This window comes from Pseudomonas sp. GLN_2, from assembly GCF_043106005.1.
Taxonomy (GTDB): domain Bacteria; phylum Pseudomonadota; class Gammaproteobacteria; order Pseudomonadales; family Pseudomonadaceae; genus Aquipseudomonas; species Aquipseudomonas alloputida.
Window position 1 is genome coordinate 1 of sequence record NZ_JBICMC010000074.1, and the last position, 18511, is coordinate 18511.

Genomic DNA, 18511 nt, shown 5'->3' on the forward strand with positions numbered 1-18511 from the left:
GGCCTTGTGTCGCGAAAGGGGCGCAAAGCGCCCCCGGCAATCCCACAGTTGTACAAAGTTGTAACAACTACCTCGGATTTAACCCTCTAAAGGTTAAAAAAATCACTATTGAAACAATAGGTTAGGTTGTTTTCGAGTGATGTTACAGGCCATTTTTCCGCCAATTGCCGTCTTGTTGAACACTCGTTTAGTATCTTTCTCGTCAAGCCCTCCAAAACCATCACAACAACACCGAGGCCCCCATGACTACCCCGTCGTCGTCACTGTTGAGCAAGGTCGAAGCTGGCGTTGCCTGGATCACCCTCAACCGCCCCGAGCAGCGCAACGCGCTGGACATTCCCACCCTCAAGCAACTGCACGCCTTGCTCGACAGCCATGCCGACGACCCCGCCGTACGCGTGGTGGTGCTGACCGGCAGCGGCCGCAGCTTCTGCGCTGGCGCCGACCTGGCCGAATGGGCTGCCGCCGAAGCTGCCGGCACCCTGGAAAGCTATGGCTGGACCGAAACTGCCCATGCCCTGATGTTGCGCCTGCACAGCCTCGACAAACCCACCATCGCCGCCATCAACGGCACCGCCGTGGGCGGTGGCATGGACCTTAGCCTGTGCTGCGACCTGCGCATCGCCGCCGCCTCGGCGCGCTTCAAGGCCGGCTACACCAGCATGGGCTACAGCCCCGATGCCGGCGCCAGCTGGCACCTGCCACGTCTGATCGGCAGCGAGCAGGCCAAGCGCTTGTTGTTCCTCGATGAACTGTGGGGCGCCGAGCGTGCCCTGGCGGCTGGGTTGGTCAGCGAAGTCTGCGCCGACGAGCAGTTGCCTGCCGTTGCCGCCGAACTGGCCGGGCGCCTGGCCAATGGCCCGACGTTCGCCTATGCGCAGACCAAGCAGCTGATCCGCGACGGCGCCCGGCGCACCCTGGCCGAGCAGCTGGAGGCCGAGCGCCACGCCGGCCTGCTGTGCGGCCGCAGCCAGGATGGCGCCGAGGCCCTGCAAGCCTCGGTTGAACGCCGCGCCCCCCGTTTTACCGGCCAGTAATCCGATACCCGACCCTCATCAGGACCTTCGCAGATGAATTTCCAACTGACCCAAGAACAAGAAATGTTGGTGGAAGCGGTACGCAGCTTTGTTGCCAAGGAGCTGCTGCCCCATGAGGAAGCGGTGGACCGCGCCGACGCTGTGTCACCCGAACTGGCCGCGCAGATCCGTGGCAAAGCCATCGCTGCCGGCTTCTATGCCTTCAACATGCCCGAGGAAGTGGGAGGGGGCGGCCTGGACTACCTGTCCCAGGCGCTGATCGAACGTGAGCTGTCCAAGGTGTCCTGGGCGCTGCATGTCTTCGTTGCACGGCCGTCGAAAATCCTCATGGCCTGCAAGGACGAGCAGATCAACGACTACTTGCTGCCTTGTGTGCAGGGCGAGAAAACCGACTGCTTTGCCCTCACCGAACCGGGCGCCGGTTCCGATGCCAACGCCATCAAGACCCGCGCCGTGCGCCAGGGCGATGACTTTGTCATCAACGGCAGCAAGCACTTCATCAGCCACGCCGGCCACGCCGATTTTGCCATCGTCTTCGCGGTCACCGACACCTACGAGCACAACGGGCGCAAGCGCAATGCGGTCACCGCCTTGCTGGTCGACCGGGGTACGCCGGGCATGACCATCCGCCGTGGTCCCAAGTGCGTGAGCAACCGTGGTTATCACACCTACGAGCTGTTCTTCGACGACTGCCGGGTGCCGGCCAGCAAGGTGCTGGGCGAAGTGGGCAAAGGTTGGGAAGTGGCCAATGCCTGGCTTACCGCCGGCCGGGTGATGGTCGCCGCCAACTGCGTGGGCCAGGCCCAGCGCGCCCTCGACCTGTCACTGCAATGGGCCGCCGACCGCAAGCAGTTCGGCCAGGCCATCGGCAGCTACCAGGGGGTGTCGTTCAAGCTGGCCGATATGGCCACGCAGATCCGCGCCGCAGAGATGCTCACCCTGCACACCGCCTGGAAGATGGACCAGGACAACATGACCGACGGTGAGGCCGGCATGGCCAAGCTGTTTGCCAGCGAAGTGCTGGGCAAGGTCGCCGACGAAGCCGTGCAGATCTTCGGTGGCATGGGCCTGATGGATGAAGGGCCGGTTGAGCGCATTTGGCGCAACGCGCGTATCGAGCGCATCTGGGAGGGTACTTCGGAAATTCAACGGCACATCATCGCCCGCGAACTGCTGCGCCCGCTGCTGCGCTGAGCGCCAGGAGAACACCCATGTCGCAATCGATTCGTGACAACCTCAAACGCCTGCTGGCGCCCCGGCACCTGGCCTTCGTTGGCGGGCGCAGCATGGCGCGGGCGCTCAAGCGCTGCGCCGAAGGCGGCTTTGGCGGTGAGCTGTGGCTGGTCAACCCGCAGCATGAAAGCCTCGAGGGCATCCCCTGTGTGGCACAGGTGGCCGACTTGCCCTATGCCCCGGACGCGGTGTTCATTGCCACCAACCGTGAGCTGACCTTGCAGTGCGTTGCCGAGCTGGCCGCGCGTGGTGCCGGTGGCGCCATCTGCTATGCCTCCGGCTTTGCCGAAAGCGGCGAAGAGGGCTGCGAGTTGCAGCAGCGCCTGCTCGCTGCGGCCGGCAACATGGCCCTGCTCGGCCCCAACTGCTATGGCCTGCTCGACTACCTGCACGGTGCAGCCCTTTGGCCGGTGGCCCATGGCGGCGAGCAGGTGGAGAAGGGCGTGGCGATCCTCACCCAGAGCGGCAACTTTGCCTACAACCTGTCCATGAGCGACCGCTCGCTGCCGGTGGCCTACATGGCCTCGGTCGGCAACCAGGCGCAACTGGGTGTGGCCGAGCTGATGGATGTGCTGCTCGACGACCCACGGGTAACCGCCATCGGGTTGCACCTGGAAGGCTTGAAGAACGTGCCGGGCTTTGCACGCGCCGCCTACAAGGCATTGCAGCAGGGTACGCCGATCATTGCCCTGAAGACGGGCGTTTCGCAGATCGGCGCTGAACTGGCGCTCAGCCACACCAGCTCGTTGTCCGGCTCCGATGCGTTGTACGACAGCCTGTTCCAGCGCCTGGGCGTGATCCGTGTCAGCGGCCCGGTGAGCTTTGTCGAAACGCTCAAGGCCGCAGCCTGCGGACGCTTGCCGGCAGATGGCGAGCTGATTGCGCTGGCCTGCTCAGGCGGCGATGCCGGCCTGATTGCCGACTATGCCGAACGCCACCATCTGCAACTGCCGAAGCTCGAGCAAGGGCAGGTGGCGGCACTGGCCGAGGTGTTGCCGGGCTATGCCAACCTGGTCAACCCACTGGACTTCACCACAGCCATCTGGGGCGATGAGGCCGCCCTGCAACGCATGCTCGACAGTACCCTGAGCGGCGGCGCGGGCGCGGCGATGCTGGTGCTGGACTACCCGGCGGCGTTCACCGGCGAGCGCAAGGAATGTGACCTGCTGCTGGGGCTGTACTGCGATGCCGTTGAACGCCACGGCAAGATCGGCTTCGTCACCTCGGCTTTCCCGGAACTGTTGCCTGCCAGTGCGCGTGAGCGCCTGCATGCGCGGGGCATCGCAGCCCTGCAGGGCGTGGAAGATGGCCTGGCGGCCTGGGGGCGCATCGTCGCTTACCAAAGGAACCGCCAGCGGTTGCTGGACCAGGGCGAGGCTGCGCGGGTACCGCTGTGCCCGCAGGCCCTCACGGGCGAAAGCCAACTGTTGGACGAATGGCAATCCAAGCAGGCCCTGCGCGCCTTCGGTCTGCCCGTGCCTGCGGGCGTGCTGAGTACGCCAGAACGCGCTGTGGCAGACGCCGCCTGCGTGGGATACCCGCTGGTACTGAAGGCGGTCAGCGCACAGCTGCCGCACAAGACCGAAGCCGGTGCGGTGGCGCTGAACCTGCGTGATGCCGCCGCCCTGGAAGCTGCACTGTTGCAGATGCGCCAGCGCATCGCTGCCTACGCCCCGCACGTCGCGTTCGACCAGGTACTGCTCGAACCCATGGCCGAGCCGCCGCTGGCCGAGCTGATAGTGGGCATCAAACGTGAACACGACTTTGCCCTGGCCTTGGTGATCGGTGCCGGCGGCGTGCTGGTCGAACTGCTCAAGGACAGTGTCAGCCTGTTGTTGCCCACCACCGACAGCGCCATCCGCGCCGCACTGCTGAACCTGCGCAGTGCCAACCTGCTGCAAGGTTTCCGTGGCCGCCCGGCCGCCAACCTCGATGCCTTGGTCTCGGCCATCCGCGCAGTCGCCGATTACGCCTGCGAAAACGCCGGGCAGTTGCTGGAGCTGGATGTGAACCCATTGATGGTCGGTGCCCACGGCACCACCGCGGTCGACGCGCTGATCCGCCTCGGCCAGGCGCAAGGAGAACGACATGAATGACCTTACCCTGACGGCCGGCCAGGCGCTGGTGCGGTTGTTGGCCAACTACGGCGTGGAGACCGTGTTCGGCATCCCTGGGGTGCACACCCTGGAGCTGTACCGTGGCCTGCCGGGCAGTGGCATTCGCCATGTACTGACCCGCCACGAGCAGGGCGCCGGCTTCATGGCCGACGGCTATGCGCGGGTCAGTGGCAAGCCGGGGGTGTGCTTCGTCATTACCGGCCCAGGCGTGACCAACGTCGCCACCCCCATCGGCCAAGCCTATGCCGACTCGGTGCCGATGCTGGTGATTTCCAGCGTCAACCACACCGCCAGCCTGGGCAAGGGCTGGGGCTGCCTGCATGAAACCCAGGATCAGCGCGCCATGACTGCGCCCATCACGGCGTTTTCTGCGGTGGCCCTGCAGGGCGACGACTTGCCCGAGCTGATCGCGCGCGCCTGGGCAGTGTTCGACAGCGAACGACCGCGCCCGGTGCACATTTCGGTGCCCCTGGACGTGCTGGCGGCATCGGTCAGCCGGGACTGGAGCGACGAGGTGGTACGCCGTCCTGGGCGTGGCCAGCCGTGCCGCGAAACCCTCGAGCAGGCTGCCCTGAAGCTTGCCGCCGCCCAGCGGCCGATGATCATTGCCGGGGGTGGCGCGTTGCACGCGGCTGAGCAGTTGCAGCAACTCAGTACACGGCTGGCAGCGCCACTGTTCACCAGCGTGGCCGGCAAGGGCGTGCTGCCACCAGACGCGCCACTCAATGCTGGCGCCAGCCTGTGCGTCGAACCCGGCTGGCAGCTGATCAGCCAGGCTGATGTGGTGCTTGCCGTGGGCACCGAAATGGCCGACACCGACTTCTGGCGCGAGCGCCTGCCGATCCGCGGTGAGCTGCTGCGCGTGGACATCGACCCGCGCAAGTTCAACGATTTCTACCCCTGTGCCATAGCCCTGCAGGGCGATGCTCGGCAAACCGTGGACGGTTTGCTCGAACACCTGCCTGCACTCGACCGAGACCCTGCTCAGGCCAGCGAAGCGGTGAGCGACCTGCGCCAGGCCATTCGTCATGGGCATGCACCGTTGCAGGCCACCCATCAGGCGATTCTTGACCGCATTGCCGCCGTGCTGCCCGACGATGCGTTCATCAGCAGCGACATGACCCAACTGGCCTACACCGGCAACTACGCCTTCGCCAGCCGGGCGCCGCGCAGCTGGCTGCATCCTACCGGCTACGGCACACTCGGCTATGGCCTGCCGGCCGGTATTGGCGGCATGCTTGCCACCGACCATCGCCCAGGCCTGGTGCTGGTGGGCGACGGCGGTTTCCTTTATACCGCCCAGGAGCTGGCCACGGCTGTAGAGGAACTGGACCGGCCGATGGTGGTGCTGCTGTGGAACAACGACGCCCTCGGGCAGATCCGCGATGACATGCTCGGCCTGAACATCGAGCCGGTCGGCGTGCTGCCGCGTAACCCGGACTTCATCGGCCTGGCCCGTGCCTTTGGTTGCGCGGTGCGCCAGCCGCGTGATCTGGACGCGCTGCAGGCCGACTTGGCCAGCGGTTTCGCCACACCCGGCGTGACCTTCATCGAACTCAAACACACCTGCGTCTGTTAAGCCGCGAACAACCAAAAGAACAAGAGAAACCCACATGCCATTTCGCCGTACACTTCTGGCCGCATCCCTCGCCCTGCTGATCACCGGCCAAGCCCCACTGTATGCCGCCCCCCCGCTGTCGATGGACAACGGTACCAACGCCCTGACCGCGCAAAACAGCAATGCCTGGGTCGAAGTCAGCGCCAGCGCCCTGCAGCACAACATCCGCACGCTGCAGGCCGAGCTGGCCGGCAAGTCCAAGCTGTGCGCCGTGCTCAAGGCCGATGCCTATGGCCACGGTATCGGCCTGGTAATGCCATCGATCATCGCCCAGGGCGTGCCCTGCGTGGCGGTGGCCAGCAACGAGGAGGCCCGCGTGGTCCGCGCCAGTGGCTTCACCGGGCAACTGGTGCGGGTACGCCTGGCCAGCCTCAGCGAGCTGGAAGATGGCTTGCAGTACGACATGGAAGAGCTGGTGGGCAGCGCGGAATTTGCCCGCCAGGCCGATGCCATCGCCGCGCGCCATGGCAAGACCTTGCGCATTCACATGGCGCTCAACTCCAGCGGCATGAGCCGCAACGGGGTGGAGATGGCCACCTGGTCCGGCCGTGGCGAAGCGCTGCAGATTACCGACCAGAAGCACCTCAAGCTGGTCGCGCTGATGACCCACTTCGCCGTCGAAGACAAGGACGATGTCCGCAAGGGCCTGGCGGCCTTCAACGAGCAGACCGACTGGTTGATCAAGCACGCGAAGCTCGACCGCAGCAAGCTCACCCTGCACGCCGCCAACTCGTTCGCTACGCTGGAGGTGCCGGAAGCGCGCCTGGACATGGTACGAACGGGGGGCGCGCTGTTCGGCGACACCCTGCCGGCGCGCACCGAGTACAAGCGTGCGATGCAGTTCAAATCGCACGTGGCTGCGGTGCACAGCTATCCGGCTGGCAACACCGTGGGCTATGACCGCACCGTCACCCTGGCCCGTGATTCGCGTCTGGCCAACATTACGGTCGGGTACTCCGACGGCTACCGCCGGGTATTCACCAACAAGGGCCATGTGCTGATCAACGGCCACCGTGTGCCGGTGGTGGGCAAGGTGTCGATGAACACGCTGATGGTCGATGTCACCGACTTCCCTGATGTGAAGGGGGGCAACGAAGTGGTGCTGTTCGGCAAGCAGGCCGGGGGCGAAATTACCCAGGCCGAGATGGAAGAAATCAACGGCGCGTTGCTCGCCGACCTGTACACCGTGTGGGGCAGTTCCAACCCGAAGATCCTCGTCGACTGAAACCGCCAAAGAAGGGAGATTGCCATGCGCTACGCCAAGCTCACCCAACGCATCGCCGGCGACGGGGCTGCGGCCTGGGACATCCACTACCGCGCCCTTGCGCTGCAGGCCGAGGGCAAGGACATCCTGCTGCTGTCGGTGGGTGACCCGGACTTCGACACCCCCGCGCCTATCGTCGAGGCGGCCATCGACAGCCTGCGCGCTGGCCATACCCATTACGCCGATATACGCGGCAAGCTGGCGCTGCGCCAGGCCATCGCCAACCGTCACCGGCAGCGCAGTGGCCAGGCGGTGAGCGTCGACCAGGTGACCGTGCTGGCGGGCGCCCAGTGCGCGCTGTTCTGCGTGGCCCAGTGCATACTCGACCCAGGCGATGAGGTGATCGTTGCCGAACCGATGTATGTCACTTACGAGGCCGTGTTCGGCGCCTGTGGCGCCAAGGTGGTACCGGTACCGGTCAAGCCCGAGAATGGCTTTCGCGTGTGCCCGCGTGACGTCGCCGAGCGCATTACCCCTCGCACCCGCGCCTTGGCGCTGAACAGCCCGCACAACCCTTCGGGGGCGAGCCTGCCGCGCGCCACCTGGGAGGCGCTGGCCGAACTGTGCATTGCCCATGATCTGTGGCTGATCTCTGACGAGGTCTACAGCGAGCTGCTGTATGAAGGCGAGCATGTCAGCCCCGGCAGCCTGCCGGGCATGGCCGAGCGCACTGCAACGTTGAACAGCCTGTCCAAATCGCATGCCATGACCGGCTGGCGCATGGGGTGGGTGGTCAGCTCGACAGCACTGGCCACGCATCTGGAAAACCTCGCCCTGTGCATGCTCTACGGCTTGCCGGACTTCGTCCAGGATGCCGCCGTGGTGGCGCTGGAGCAGCCGTTGCCCGAGCTGGACGCCATGCGCGAAGCCTACCGCGAGCGGCGCGATCTGGTGTGCGAGCAGCTGGCCGGCTGCCCGGGCCTCAAGGCATTGAAGCCCGATGGTGGCATGTTCGTGATGGTCGACATCCGTGAAACCGGCCTTAGCGCCCAGGCTTTCGCCGACTACCTGTTGGACAGCCAAGGCGTGTCGGTGCTCGCCGGCGAGGCATTCGGCCCGAGCGCTGCCGGGCATATCCGCCTGGGCCTGGTGCTGGGCAATGAGGCGCTGGCCGATGCCTGCCAGCGCATCGCCCGCTGCGCCGGCGAGCTGATGCAGGGGCAGACCGATGCGTGAGTATGCACGGCTGTACATCGACGGGGCCTGGCAGGTGCCGAGCGGGCAGGGCATGGCCGAGGTGATCGACCCCGCCAGCGAGCAGGCCATCGGCCGTGTGCCGCTGGGGGACGAGGCCGATGTCGAACGGGCGGTGATGGCGGCGCGCAGGGCCTTCCATAGCTGGTCGCGCGCACCTTCCAGCGTACGCGCAGGGTACATCCGGGCATTGGCCACGCAGCTGAAAAACCGTGTGGCGGAAATGGCAGCGGTCATCACCGACGAGTTGGGCATGCCGGTGCAGTGGTGCCAGGCGGTGCAAGTCGAAGGCCCGATTGCCGGGTTGGAGCAATACGCCGAACTGGCCGGGCTGATGGACGAGGTGCGCGAAGTCGGCAACTCGTTGGTGTACCGCGATGCTGTTGGCGTGTGCGCATTCATCAACCCGTGGAACTACCCGCTGCACCAGATGATCGGCAAGCTGGGGCCAGCCCTGGCCGCGGGTTGTACGGTGGTGGTCAAGCCCAGCCAGGAAACACCGCTGCACGCGTTCCTGCTGGCCGATATGATCGAGGCCATTGGCCTGCCGGCGGGTGTGTTCAACCTGGTCAGCGGCCCGGGGGCCAAGGTCGGCGAGGCGCTGGCCCGGCACCCGCAGGTGGACATGGTGTCGTTTACCGGTTCCACCGGCGCCGGGGTCAGGGTGTCGCAGGCAGCAGCACCGACGGTAAAGCGGGTATGCCTGGAACTGGGCGGCAAGTCGCCGCTGCTGATTACCGCCGACGCTGACCTGCAGGCTGCGGTGCGCCATGGCGTGCAGGACGTGATGATCAACTCGGGGCAGACCTGCACGGCGCTGACCCGCATGCTGCTGCCGGCCAGCCGCTATGCCGAGGCGCTGGACATTGCCCAGGCCGAGACCCGTGCATTGGTCATGGGCGACCCGCGTGACCCGGCCAGCTTCCTTGGGCCAATGTGTTCTGCAGGCCAGCGGCGCACGGTGCTTGACTATGTCCGCCTGGGTCAGGAGGAAGGCGCGCGGGTGTTGTGCGGCGGTGATCACGGCGGCATCGAGCGCGGGTTCTACGTGGCGCCGACATTGTTCGCCGACGTCGACAACCGCATGCGCATCGCCCAGGAGGAAATCTTTGGCCCGGTCCTGTGCCTGATCCCGTATGCCGATGAAGCCCAGGCACTGGCCCTGGCCAATGACTCGCCATTTGGCTTGTCCAGTGCAGTGTGGGCCGGCAGCCGCGAGCAGGGCCTGGCTCTGGCGCGGGAGATACGGGCCGGGCAGTGCTTCATCAACGGTGGCGCGTTCAACTACCAGGCACCGTTCGGGGGCTACAAGCAGTCGGGCAACGGCCGTGAGTGGGGCGAGGAAGGCCTGGCGGAGTTCGTCGAGGTGAAAGCCGTACAGTGCTGAGCCACCGCTGCAGCACAACTTGTTTTGTGTAAGGAGAATGTTTGTGAATGTACTGATCGTCCACGCTCACCCCGAACCGCAATCGTTCACCGCTGCCCTGCGAGATCAGGCTGTGGAAACCTTCCGTGCCCAAGGTCATCAGGTGCAGGTCAGTGACTTGTACGCCATGGGCTGGAACCCGGTGGCCAGTGCCGATGACTTTACCCAGCGCGAGAACCCCGAGTACCTCGTGTATGCGCTGGAGCAGCGTCAGGGCGTCAAGCGCGGTGCCATTGCCGCAGATATCCAGCAGGAGCTGGACAAGCTGTTGTGGGCCGATCTGCTGGTGTTGAACTTCCCGATCTTCTGGTTCTCGGCCCCGGCCATGCTCAAGGGCTGGATCGACCGGGTGCTGGTGTCGGGGGTGTGCTATGGCGGCAAGCGCTTCTACGACCAGGGCGGCTTGGCCGGCAAGAGGGCGCTGGTGACCGTGACCCTGGGCGGGCGCGAGCACATGTTTGGCGATGGCGCGATTCACGGGCCGCTGGAAGACATGCTGCGGCCGATCCTGCGGGGCACGCTGGCCTATGTCGGGTTCGAGGTGCTGCCGCCGTTCGTGGCGTGGCATGTGCCTTACATCAGTGCTGCTGCGCGGCAGGACTTTCTGCAGCAATACCGGCAGCGTCTGGAGCAGCTCTCGGACGACCAGCCACTGGTGTTCCCGCGCCTGGCGCAGTTCGATGAAGCGTTGTACCCGCTGACGTGACCTTTCTCCTGTACTGAGCACTGGGGCCGCGTTGCGGCCCTTTCGCGACACAAGGCCGCTCCCACAGGATTACCGCCAGCTTCGAAGGCTGCGCCGTCCTTGTGGGAGCGGCCTTGTGTCGCGAAAGGGCTGCAAAGCAGCCCCAACATTTTGTCGGCATACGATGTTCTGCAAACCTTCCAGCGCCACCTGCCAAAAAGCGACCACCCACACATTCGGGGTATGTCACCCCTGGGCAAATCCACCGATAGTGAACCCATCGGCTCGATCCGGAGCACTCACACGATGGAGTTGCCATGCGCAAGGTACTGAAGGTGATTGGCGGTCTGCTGCTGGCGTCTGGCGCCAGCCTGGCCCAGGCGGCAGAGGTGGACAGCGCTAACACGTTACGGTTGTACAACTGGACCGACTACATCGGTGAAACCACCCTGGCCGACTTCGAGAAGGCCACCGGCATCAAGGTCATCTACGACACCTTCGATGGCTACGAAACCGTGCAGACCAAACTGCTCACCGGCCGTTCCGGCTACGATCTGGTCATGCTCAACGCCTCGCTGGTCCCCCCGCTGATCAGCGCCGGCGTGTTCCAGGCACTGGACAAGCAGCAACTCCCTAGCTGGCAAAACCTCGATCAGCAGGTGGTCAACAATCTGCAGGGCTACGACCCTGGCCTGAAGTACTCGGCGCCCTACACCTGGGGCAGCTCGGGGGTAACCTACAACGTCGACAAGATCACCGCGCGCATGCCCGACGCGCCGATCGGTTCGCTGGCCATGCTGTTCGACCCTAAGATCGTCTCGCGCTTCGCCGACTGCGGCGTCACCCTGATGGACGCGCCCACTGAGGTCATTCCGCTGGCCCTGCAGTACCTGGGCAAGGACCCGCGCAGCGCGTCGCCTGCCGACCTCAAGGCGGCCGAGCAACTGCTGCTGGGTATCCGCCCCTACATTCGCAAGTTCGATTCGGTGAATTACCTCACCAGCCTGCCCAACGGCGATGTCTGCCTGGCGCTGACCTGGTCCGGTGACTACGCCACCGCCCAGGCCCGCGCGGTGGAAGCGAAGAAGGACATCAAACTGTCGTTCTTCATCCCCCAGGAAGGTTCGCTGATCTGGTTCGACAACCTGTACATCCCCAAGGATGCGCCGCACGCGGCCAACGCCCACCGCTTCATCGAGTTTCTGCTGCAGCCGCAGACCATGGCCAAGGTCACTGACTACATCCACTACGCCAACAGCAACGCCGCCGCCACCGCGCTGGTGCGTGACGACATCCGCCAGGACCCGGCCATCTACCCCGACGCACAAACCCGTGAGCGCCTGTTCGCGCAGAAAACCCAGAGCCCCAAGGACATGCGCGCCATCACCCGGGTCTGGAGCACGGTCAAGACCGGTTTCTGAACACTGCCCAAACATTCTCGCCAAGGAGCTGCCCATGGCCACCCCAAGCAAAGCATTCGCTATCGCCCACGACCCGCTGGTGGAGGCCGACAAGGCCCACTACATGCACGGCTACCATGTGTTCGACGAGCACCGCGAGCAAGGTGCGTTGAACATCGTCGCCGGTGAGGGCGCCTACATTCGTGACACCCACGGCAACCGCTTCCTTGATGCCGTCGGCGGCATGTGGTGCACCAACATCGGCCTGGGCCGCGAGGAAATGGCCCTGGCCATCGCAGACCAGGTGCGCCAGCTGGCGTATTCCAACCCGTTCTCCGACATGGCCAACGACGTGGCCATCGAACTGTGCCAGAAGCTTGCGCAGCTGGCGCCGGGCGACTTGAACCATGTGTTCCTCACCACCGGCGGCTCGACCGCTGTCGACACCGCCTACCGGCTGATCCAGTACTACCAGAACTGCCGCGGCAAGCCACACAAGAAGCACATCATCGCCCGCTACAACGCCTACCACGGCTCTACCACCCTGACCATGTCGATCGGCAACAAGGCCGCCGACCGGGTGCCGGAGTTCGACTATCACCACGACCTGATCCACCACGTCTCCAACCCCAACCCGTACCGTGCCCCGCACGACATGGACGAGGCCGAACTCCTCGACTACCTGGTGGCCGAGTTCGAGGACAAGATCCTGTCGCTGGGTGCCGACAACGTGGCGGCGTTCTTCGCCGAGCCGATCATGGGCTCGGGCGGGGTGATCATTCCGCCCGAGGGCTACTTCCAGCGCATGTGGCAGCTGTGCCAGACCTACGACATCCTGTTCGTCGCCGACGAAGTGGTGACCTCGTTCGGGCGCCTGGGCACCTTCTTCGCCAGCGAGGAACTGTTTGGCGTCACCCCAGACATCATCACCACCGCCAAAGGCCTGACCTCGGCGTACCTGCCGCTGGGCGCGTGTATTTTTTCCGAGCGCATCTGGCAAGTGATTGCCGAGCCAGGCAAGGGTCGTTGCTTTACCCACGGGTTTACCTACAGCGGCCACCCGGTGTGCTGCACGGCGGCGCTGAAGAACATCGAGATCATCGAGCGCGAGCAACTGCTCGATCATGTCAACGACGTGGGGGGTTACCTTGAGCAACGCTTGCAGAGCCTGCGCGATCTGCCGCTGGTGGGGGATGTGCGCTGCATGAAGCTGATGGCCTGTGTCGAGTTCGTCGCCAACAAGGCCAGCAAGGCACTGTTCGCCGATGAGGTGAACATCGGCGAACGCATCCACAGCAAGGCGCAGGAAAAAGGGTTGCTGGTGCGCCCGATCATGCACCTGAACGTGATGTCGCCACCGTTGATCATCACCCATGCGCAGGTGGACGAGATCGTCGAGACCCTGCGCCAGTGCATCCTCGAAACCGCGCGTGAACTCACGGCGCTTGGCCTGTACCAAGGCCGATGAACCTGGCGCAAAGGGCTGTGCGCGGGCGTGCCTGGCAGGCTAGACTGCCGGGCATGACCCAGGCCTCCCCCGATACCCCGCTTACCCTCACAATGGGCGCGCTGCAGCAGTGGCACGTGGCGTTGCAGCGCGCCCTGGCCCATGGCGAAACCCCCGAGGCGCTGGAGTATGTGGCCGCTGCCATCGGCCAGTTGGTGCAGGTGGAGTCAATGATGATCAGCCTTGAGTGCCAGGGGCGGGCACCGCAGTTGCTGTACCAGCAAGGCATTCCCGAACGGCATCGGGCCGCCGTGCTGGAGCGCTATTTCAGCGCCGGCTACCTGCTGGACCCTTTCTGCCTTGCCGTGCAAAGCGGCCTGGCCGAAGGCTTCTACCACCTGCAGGAAATCGCCCCCGACAACTTCTTCGACAGCGACTACTACAAGGCTTATTACCTGGGTACAGGTTGCAGTGAAGACAGCTACTACATCGTCGACCTCAGCGCAGGCCGCAAGCTGTCGCTGAGCCTGTTCCAGGGCTGCAGCGGCACGCGCCTGAGCGCCGGGCAGGTCGACCTGTTGCGTGCGCTGGAGCCGATGGTGCGCGAATTGCTGGGGCGCTATGCCCGGCACAAGCTGGAACCGGGCGCTGCATCAACCGAGCGCGGCAGCCTGCAGGCAGCGTTCGACAGCTTTGGCTGCCAGGTGCTGACCGACCGCGAGCGGGAAGTGGCGCACATGATCCTGCGCGGGCACTCGGTGAAATCTACTGCGCAGGAGCTGGGTATCTCGCCGGAGACCGTGCGCATGCACCGCAAGAACCTGTACATGAAGCTTGAGATCAACTCGCAATCGGAGTTGTTTGCACGGTTTATCGACTGGTTACGCGGTGATCATTTGCCGATGATTTTAGATTGACTGTCTTGAGCCCTGGCGATTCGCGTGTCGCAGCATGAAACAGCTCAATGGGAACATCCCTATACCGATGGGTATACGGGGCCGGCATAGCCAATAGGGCAGGGCTATACAGCCCCTGTGGGCATGGTGTGTTCATAGGGCCTGTTGCTCGATCAACGCCAGGCACCGCTGCACGATCGGGCTCACATCACCTTTGCGCCGGCTGAGGATGATGGGGCTGACGGCGCCGCTATCAAGCAGGCCGACATACTCGATATCGGTACGGTGCTGCTGCTGTACCGATGCCGGCACCAGAGTCACGCCGACGCCAACCGCTACCAGGCCGATGGCGGTCTGCAGTTCGTTGGCCCATTGGCTGACACGAATGCTCATGCCGTGGTGGGCGAACAGCGCCAGCACGTGGTCGGCATAGCTGGGCCGGGGATTGGCCGGGTAGAGGATGAACGCTTCGCCAGCCAGCTGGGCCAGACTGAGCGGGCTGCCCGCCAGGGGGTGGCCCTTGGGCAGCACGGCCACCAGCGGGTCCTCGCACAGCACCTGCTGGTGAATCACCGGGTCGTCGATGCGAATGCGGCCGAAGCCAATGTCGATACGCCCGCTTTTCAGCGCCTCCACCTGTTGCAGTGTGGTCATCTCGTTCAGGCCCAGTTCCAGCTCGCTGTCCTGGCGCAGTTCGCGGATCAGCTCCGGCAGCACGGTGTACAGCGTCGAGGGCGCAAAACCGATGCCCAGCCACTGGCGCTGGCCCTGGCCGATGCGGCGGGTGTTGTCGCTGATGTTCTGCAACTGCTGCAGCACGGTGCAGGTCTGCTCGTAGAAGAAGCGGCCGGCTTCGGTCAGCCGCAGCGGACGTTCGCGCACCACCAGCAGGGTGCCGAGCTGGTCCTCCAGCTGGCTGATCTGCCGGCTCAGGGGTGGCTGGGCGATGTGCAGCAGCTCGGCGGCGCGGGTGAAGTTCAGGGTCTCGGCCAAGACTTTGAAGTAACGCAGGTGGCGCAGCTCCATCAGACCTCCAGGGTATGGTGGGAGATTCATTTGATATTGGACGGTCGTCAGGGTCTCGCGCAATCCTTCAACTATCAAGTAAACGCATCACTCGGGCCTACGACTGTAAGCCCGACCTGACGGGACCTGGCAACAATGACAAGCGCGCTGATTGAACACATAGATGCAATTATCGTCGATCTCCCGACCATTCGCCCGCACAAGCTGGCGATGCACACCATGCAGCAGCAGACCCTGGTGGTATTGCGACTGCGCTGCAGCGATGGTGTGGAAGGCATCGGTGAAGCCACCACCATCGGTGGCCTGGCGTATGGCTACGAAAGCCCCGAAGGCATCAAGGCGAACATCGACGCGTACCTCGCCCCGGCGCTGATCGGCCTGCCGGCAGACAACATCAATGCCGCCATGCTCAAGCTGGACAAGCTGGCCAAGGGCAACACCTTCGCCAAGTCCGGCATCGAAAGCGCCTTGCTCGACGCCCAGGGCAAACGCCTGGGCCTGCCGGTCAGCGAACTGCTGGGTGGCCGCGTACGTGACAGCCTGGAGGTGGCCTGGACCCTGGCCAGCGGCGACACCGCCCGCGACATCGCCGAAGCCCAGCACATGCTGGACATTCGCCGGCACCGGGTGTTCAAGCTGAAAATCGGCGCCAACCCGCTGGCGCAGGACCTCAAGCATGTGGTCGCGATCAAGCGCGAGCTGGGTGACAGCGCCAGCGTGCGGGTCGACGTCAATCAGTACTGGGACGAGTCCCAGGCCCTCCGCGCCTGCCAGGTATTGGGCGACAACGGCATCGACCTGATCGAGCAGCCGATCTCGCGCATCAACCGCGGTGGCCAGGTGCGCCTGAACCAGCGCAGCCCGGCACCGATCATGGCCGATGAGTCGATCGAAAGCGTCGAGGACGCCTTCAGCCTGGCCGCCGACGGCGCCGCCAGCATCTTCGCCCTGAAAATCGCCAAGAATGGTGGCCCGCGCGCGGTGCTGCGCACTGCACAGATCGCCGAGGCCGCTGGCATTGCCTTGTACGGCGGCACCATGCTCGAAGGTTCGATCGGCACCCTGGCTTCGGCCCACGCATTCCTCACCCTGCGCCAGCTCACCTGGGGTACAGAGCTGTTCGGGCCGCTGCTGCTGACCGAGGAGATCGTCAACGAGCCGCCGCAATACCGCGACTTCCAGCTGCACATCCCCCATACCCCAGGCCTGGGCCTGACGTTGGACGAAAAGCGCCTGGCGCGCTTCGCTCGTCGCTGACAAGCAAGGAGATAACCATGTTGTTCCACGTGAAGATGACCGTGAAGCTGCCGGTCGACATGGACCCGGCCAAGGCCGCCCAGCTCAAGGCCGATGAAAAGGAACTGGCCCAGCGCCTGCAGCGCGAAGGCACCTGGCGCCACCTGTGGCGCATTGCCGGGCATTACGCCAACTACAGCGTGTTCGATGTACCCAGCGTCGAGGCGTTGCATGACACGCTGATGCAGCTGCCGCTGTTCCCGTACATGGACATTGAGGTCGACGGCCTGTGTCGGCATCCCTCGTCTATTCACAGCGACGATCGCTGATTCGCACCTGTATGCCTGACAAGAACAATACGAGGTAAGCACGATGACCGTGAAAATTTCCCACACTGCCGACATTCAAGCCTTCTTCAACCGGGTGGCTGGCCTGGACCATGCCGAAGGAAACCCGCGCTTCAAGCAGATCATTCTGCGTGTGCTGCAAGACACCGCTCGCCTGGTCGAAGACCTGGACATCACCGAGGACGAGTTCTGGCACGCCGTGGACTACCTCAACCGCCTGGGCGGCCGTAACGAGGCAGGCCTGCTGGCTGCTGGCCTGGGCATCGAGCACTTCCTCGACCTGCTGCAGGATGCCAAGGATGCCGAAGCCGGCCTTGGCGGCGGCACCCCGCGCACCATCGAAGGCCCGTTGTACGTTGCCGGGGCGCCGCTGGCAGAGGGCGAAGTGCGCATGGACGACGGCACTGACCCAGGCGTGGTGATGTTCCTTCAGGGCCAAGTGTTCGATGCCGACGGCAAACCGTTGGCCGGTGCCACCGTCGACCTGTGGCACGCCAACACCCAGGGCACCTATTCGTACTTCGATTCGACACAGTCCGAGTTCAACCTGCGTCGGCGTATCATTACCGATGCCGAGGGCCGTTATCGCGCGCGCTCGATCGTGCCGTCGGGGTATGGCTGCGACCCGCAGGGGCCAACCCAGGAATGCCTGGACCTGCTCGGCCGCCATGGCCAGCGCCCGGCGCACGTGCACTTTTTCATCTCGGCACCGGGGCACCGCCACCTGACCACGCAGATCAACTTTGCGGGCGACAAGTACCTGTGGGACGACTTTGCCTATGCCACCCGTGACGGGCTGATCGGCGAACTGCGTTTTGTCGAGGATGCGGCGGCGGCGCGCGACCGCGGCGTGCAAGCAGAGCGCTTTGCCGAGTTGTCATTCGACTTCCGCTTACAGGGTGCCAAGTCGCCTGACGCCGAGGCGCGAAGCCATCGGCCGCGGGCGTTGCAGGAGGGCTGAGTTCAAGGTTATGTCACTGTGATTTTGCCTGGGGCTTTCCGTGCGGGGAGGTCCCGGGCTTTTTGTCGCCAGGGGCGGGTGATCTAGAATCGTCTTTTTGTTCAGGCCTCCCACACCATGCTCCCCATCGCGCTGCTGCCAACCACCCTCGACCAGGCTTCGCTGATCCGCAATCTCTACCAGTTCTATTGCTACGAGTCCTCCGACTGGGAGCAGGAGGACGTCGAGGCGGATGGCCGTTTCTACATCCACGAGGAGCACCTGCAACGCTACTGGCAGGACGACGGCTGGGGCGCGTATCTGGTGCTGGTGGACGGATTCATCGCCGGCTTCGTCCTGGTCGAGCGCAGCGAACTGCCTGGCATCGATGCGCAGGAACTTGCCGACCTGTTTATTTTGAAGAAGTACCGTCGCCAGGGCATCGGCCAAGCGGTGGCGTTGCAGTTGCTGAGTGGCGAGGGTGACTGGCTGCTGCGTTGCTACGCACAGGATCTGCCCGCCGTGGCTTTCTGCAATGCCGTGCTGGCGAGCCTGCCGCGGCCGGCGCAGGCTATCGCCTTGGGGGATGAGCCGGACTTGCTCAATTTCCTGGTGACCGGCACCCGCCATTGAGGGGGCGCCTTT

The 18511-nt window shown here is 64.5% G+C and carries 16 protein-coding genes; 15 read left to right on the top strand and 1 reads right to left on the bottom strand.

Translation table 11 applies throughout. The features are described 5' to 3' along the window. Positions 1 to 242 precede the first annotated feature (242 nt). The 11 genes from ACF8Q6_RS16425 to ACF8Q6_RS16475 all read left to right on the top strand — a co-directional run bounded on the left by ACF8Q6_RS16425 (position 243) and on the right by ACF8Q6_RS16475 (position 14338). Positions 243 to 1037: an enoyl-CoA hydratase/isomerase family protein gene (locus ACF8Q6_RS16425; RefSeq protein WP_014756237.1), complete on the top strand. Its 795-nt coding sequence runs from the start codon at positions 243 to 245 to the stop codon at positions 1035 to 1037. A gap of 33 nt (positions 1038 to 1070) precedes the next feature. Beyond that, on the top strand, positions 1071 to 2231 hold the full coding sequence (locus ACF8Q6_RS16430; RefSeq protein ID WP_392490150.1) for an acyl-CoA dehydrogenase family protein: 1161 nt from the start codon (positions 1071 to 1073) through the stop codon (positions 2229 to 2231). A 17-nt stretch (positions 2232 to 2248) separates the two neighbouring features. Next, complete coding sequence (locus tag ACF8Q6_RS16435; protein ID WP_392490151.1) at positions 2249 to 4366, top strand: acetate--CoA ligase family protein; 2118 nt, start codon at positions 2249 to 2251, stop codon at positions 4364 to 4366. Continuing rightward, positions 4359 to 5966, top strand: coding sequence for a 5-guanidino-2-oxopentanoate decarboxylase (locus tag ACF8Q6_RS16440; protein WP_392490152.1), 1608 nt, complete (start codon positions 4359 to 4361; stop codon positions 5964 to 5966). Before ACF8Q6_RS16435 ends, ACF8Q6_RS16440 begins: the two co-directional genes overlap by 8 nt. A gap of 34 nt (positions 5967 to 6000) precedes the next feature. After that, complete coding sequence (gene alr, locus ACF8Q6_RS16445) at positions 6001 to 7230, top strand: alanine racemase (protein ID WP_392490153.1); 1230 nt, start codon at positions 6001 to 6003, stop codon at positions 7228 to 7230. 24 nt (positions 7231 to 7254) lie between these two features. Continuing rightward, positions 7255 to 8445 carry a pyridoxal phosphate-dependent aminotransferase gene (locus ACF8Q6_RS16450; RefSeq protein ID WP_392490154.1) on the top strand — a complete coding sequence of 397 codons (1191 nt, stop codon included), beginning with the start codon at positions 7255 to 7257 and terminating at the stop codon, positions 8443 to 8445. Then, the gene (locus tag ACF8Q6_RS16455) at positions 8438 to 9850 is read left to right on the top strand and encodes an aldehyde dehydrogenase family protein (RefSeq protein WP_392490155.1); all 1413 of its coding nucleotides are present in this window, start codon (positions 8438 to 8440) and stop codon (positions 9848 to 9850) included. The genes ACF8Q6_RS16450 and ACF8Q6_RS16455 overlap by 8 nt, the downstream gene beginning before the upstream one ends. A 43-nt stretch (positions 9851 to 9893) precedes the next feature. Further along, on the top strand, positions 9894 to 10595 hold the full coding sequence (locus tag ACF8Q6_RS16460; protein WP_017148265.1) for an NAD(P)H-dependent oxidoreductase: 702 nt from the start codon (positions 9894 to 9896) through the stop codon (positions 10593 to 10595). Between the two features lie 296 nt (positions 10596 to 10891). Continuing rightward, entirely contained in the window at positions 10892 to 11995 is a 1104-nt protein-coding gene (locus ACF8Q6_RS16465; RefSeq protein ID WP_392491658.1) for a polyamine ABC transporter substrate-binding protein, read from the top strand. Between the two features lie 34 nt (positions 11996 to 12029). Beyond that, a complete protein-coding gene (locus tag ACF8Q6_RS16470) occupies positions 12030 to 13442 on the top strand; it encodes an aminotransferase (RefSeq protein ID WP_392491656.1) in 1413 nt (470 codons plus the stop codon). Beyond that, the gene (locus tag ACF8Q6_RS16475; RefSeq protein WP_392491654.1) at positions 13439 to 14338 is read left to right on the top strand and encodes a helix-turn-helix transcriptional regulator; all 900 of its coding nucleotides are present in this window, start codon (positions 13439 to 13441) and stop codon (positions 14336 to 14338) included. Before ACF8Q6_RS16470 ends, ACF8Q6_RS16475 begins: the two co-directional genes overlap by 4 nt. Positions 14339 to 14470: 132 nt before the next feature. On the opposite strand, the gene catR is transcribed toward ACF8Q6_RS16475, so the two are convergent. Then, the gene (gene catR / locus ACF8Q6_RS16480; protein WP_392491653.1) at positions 14471 to 15343 is read right to left on the bottom strand and encodes an HTH-type transcriptional regulator CatR; all 873 of its coding nucleotides are present in this window, start codon (positions 15341 to 15343) and stop codon (positions 14471 to 14473) included. A gap of 135 nt (positions 15344 to 15478) precedes the next feature. Here catR and ACF8Q6_RS16485 point away from each other — a divergent pair, with 135 nt between their 5' ends. From ACF8Q6_RS16485 to ACF8Q6_RS16500, 4 genes are all read left to right on the top strand, one after another. After that, the gene (locus ACF8Q6_RS16485; RefSeq protein ID WP_392491652.1) at positions 15479 to 16600 is read left to right on the top strand and encodes a muconate cycloisomerase family protein; all 1122 of its coding nucleotides are present in this window, start codon (positions 15479 to 15481) and stop codon (positions 16598 to 16600) included. A gap of 17 nt (positions 16601 to 16617) precedes the next feature. Then, on the top strand, positions 16618 to 16908 hold the full coding sequence (catC, locus tag ACF8Q6_RS16490; protein WP_003256111.1) for a muconolactone Delta-isomerase: 291 nt from the start codon (positions 16618 to 16620) through the stop codon (positions 16906 to 16908). Between the two features lie 43 nt (positions 16909 to 16951). Next, a complete protein-coding gene (catA, locus tag ACF8Q6_RS16495; protein ID WP_003256110.1) occupies positions 16952 to 17887 on the top strand; it encodes a catechol 1,2-dioxygenase in 936 nt (311 codons plus the stop codon). 117 nt (positions 17888 to 18004) lie between these two features. Continuing rightward, positions 18005 to 18499, top strand: a complete 495-nt coding sequence (locus tag ACF8Q6_RS16500; protein ID WP_003256109.1) for a GNAT family N-acetyltransferase — start codon at positions 18005 to 18007, stop codon at positions 18497 to 18499. Positions 18500 to 18511 lie beyond the last annotated feature (12 nt).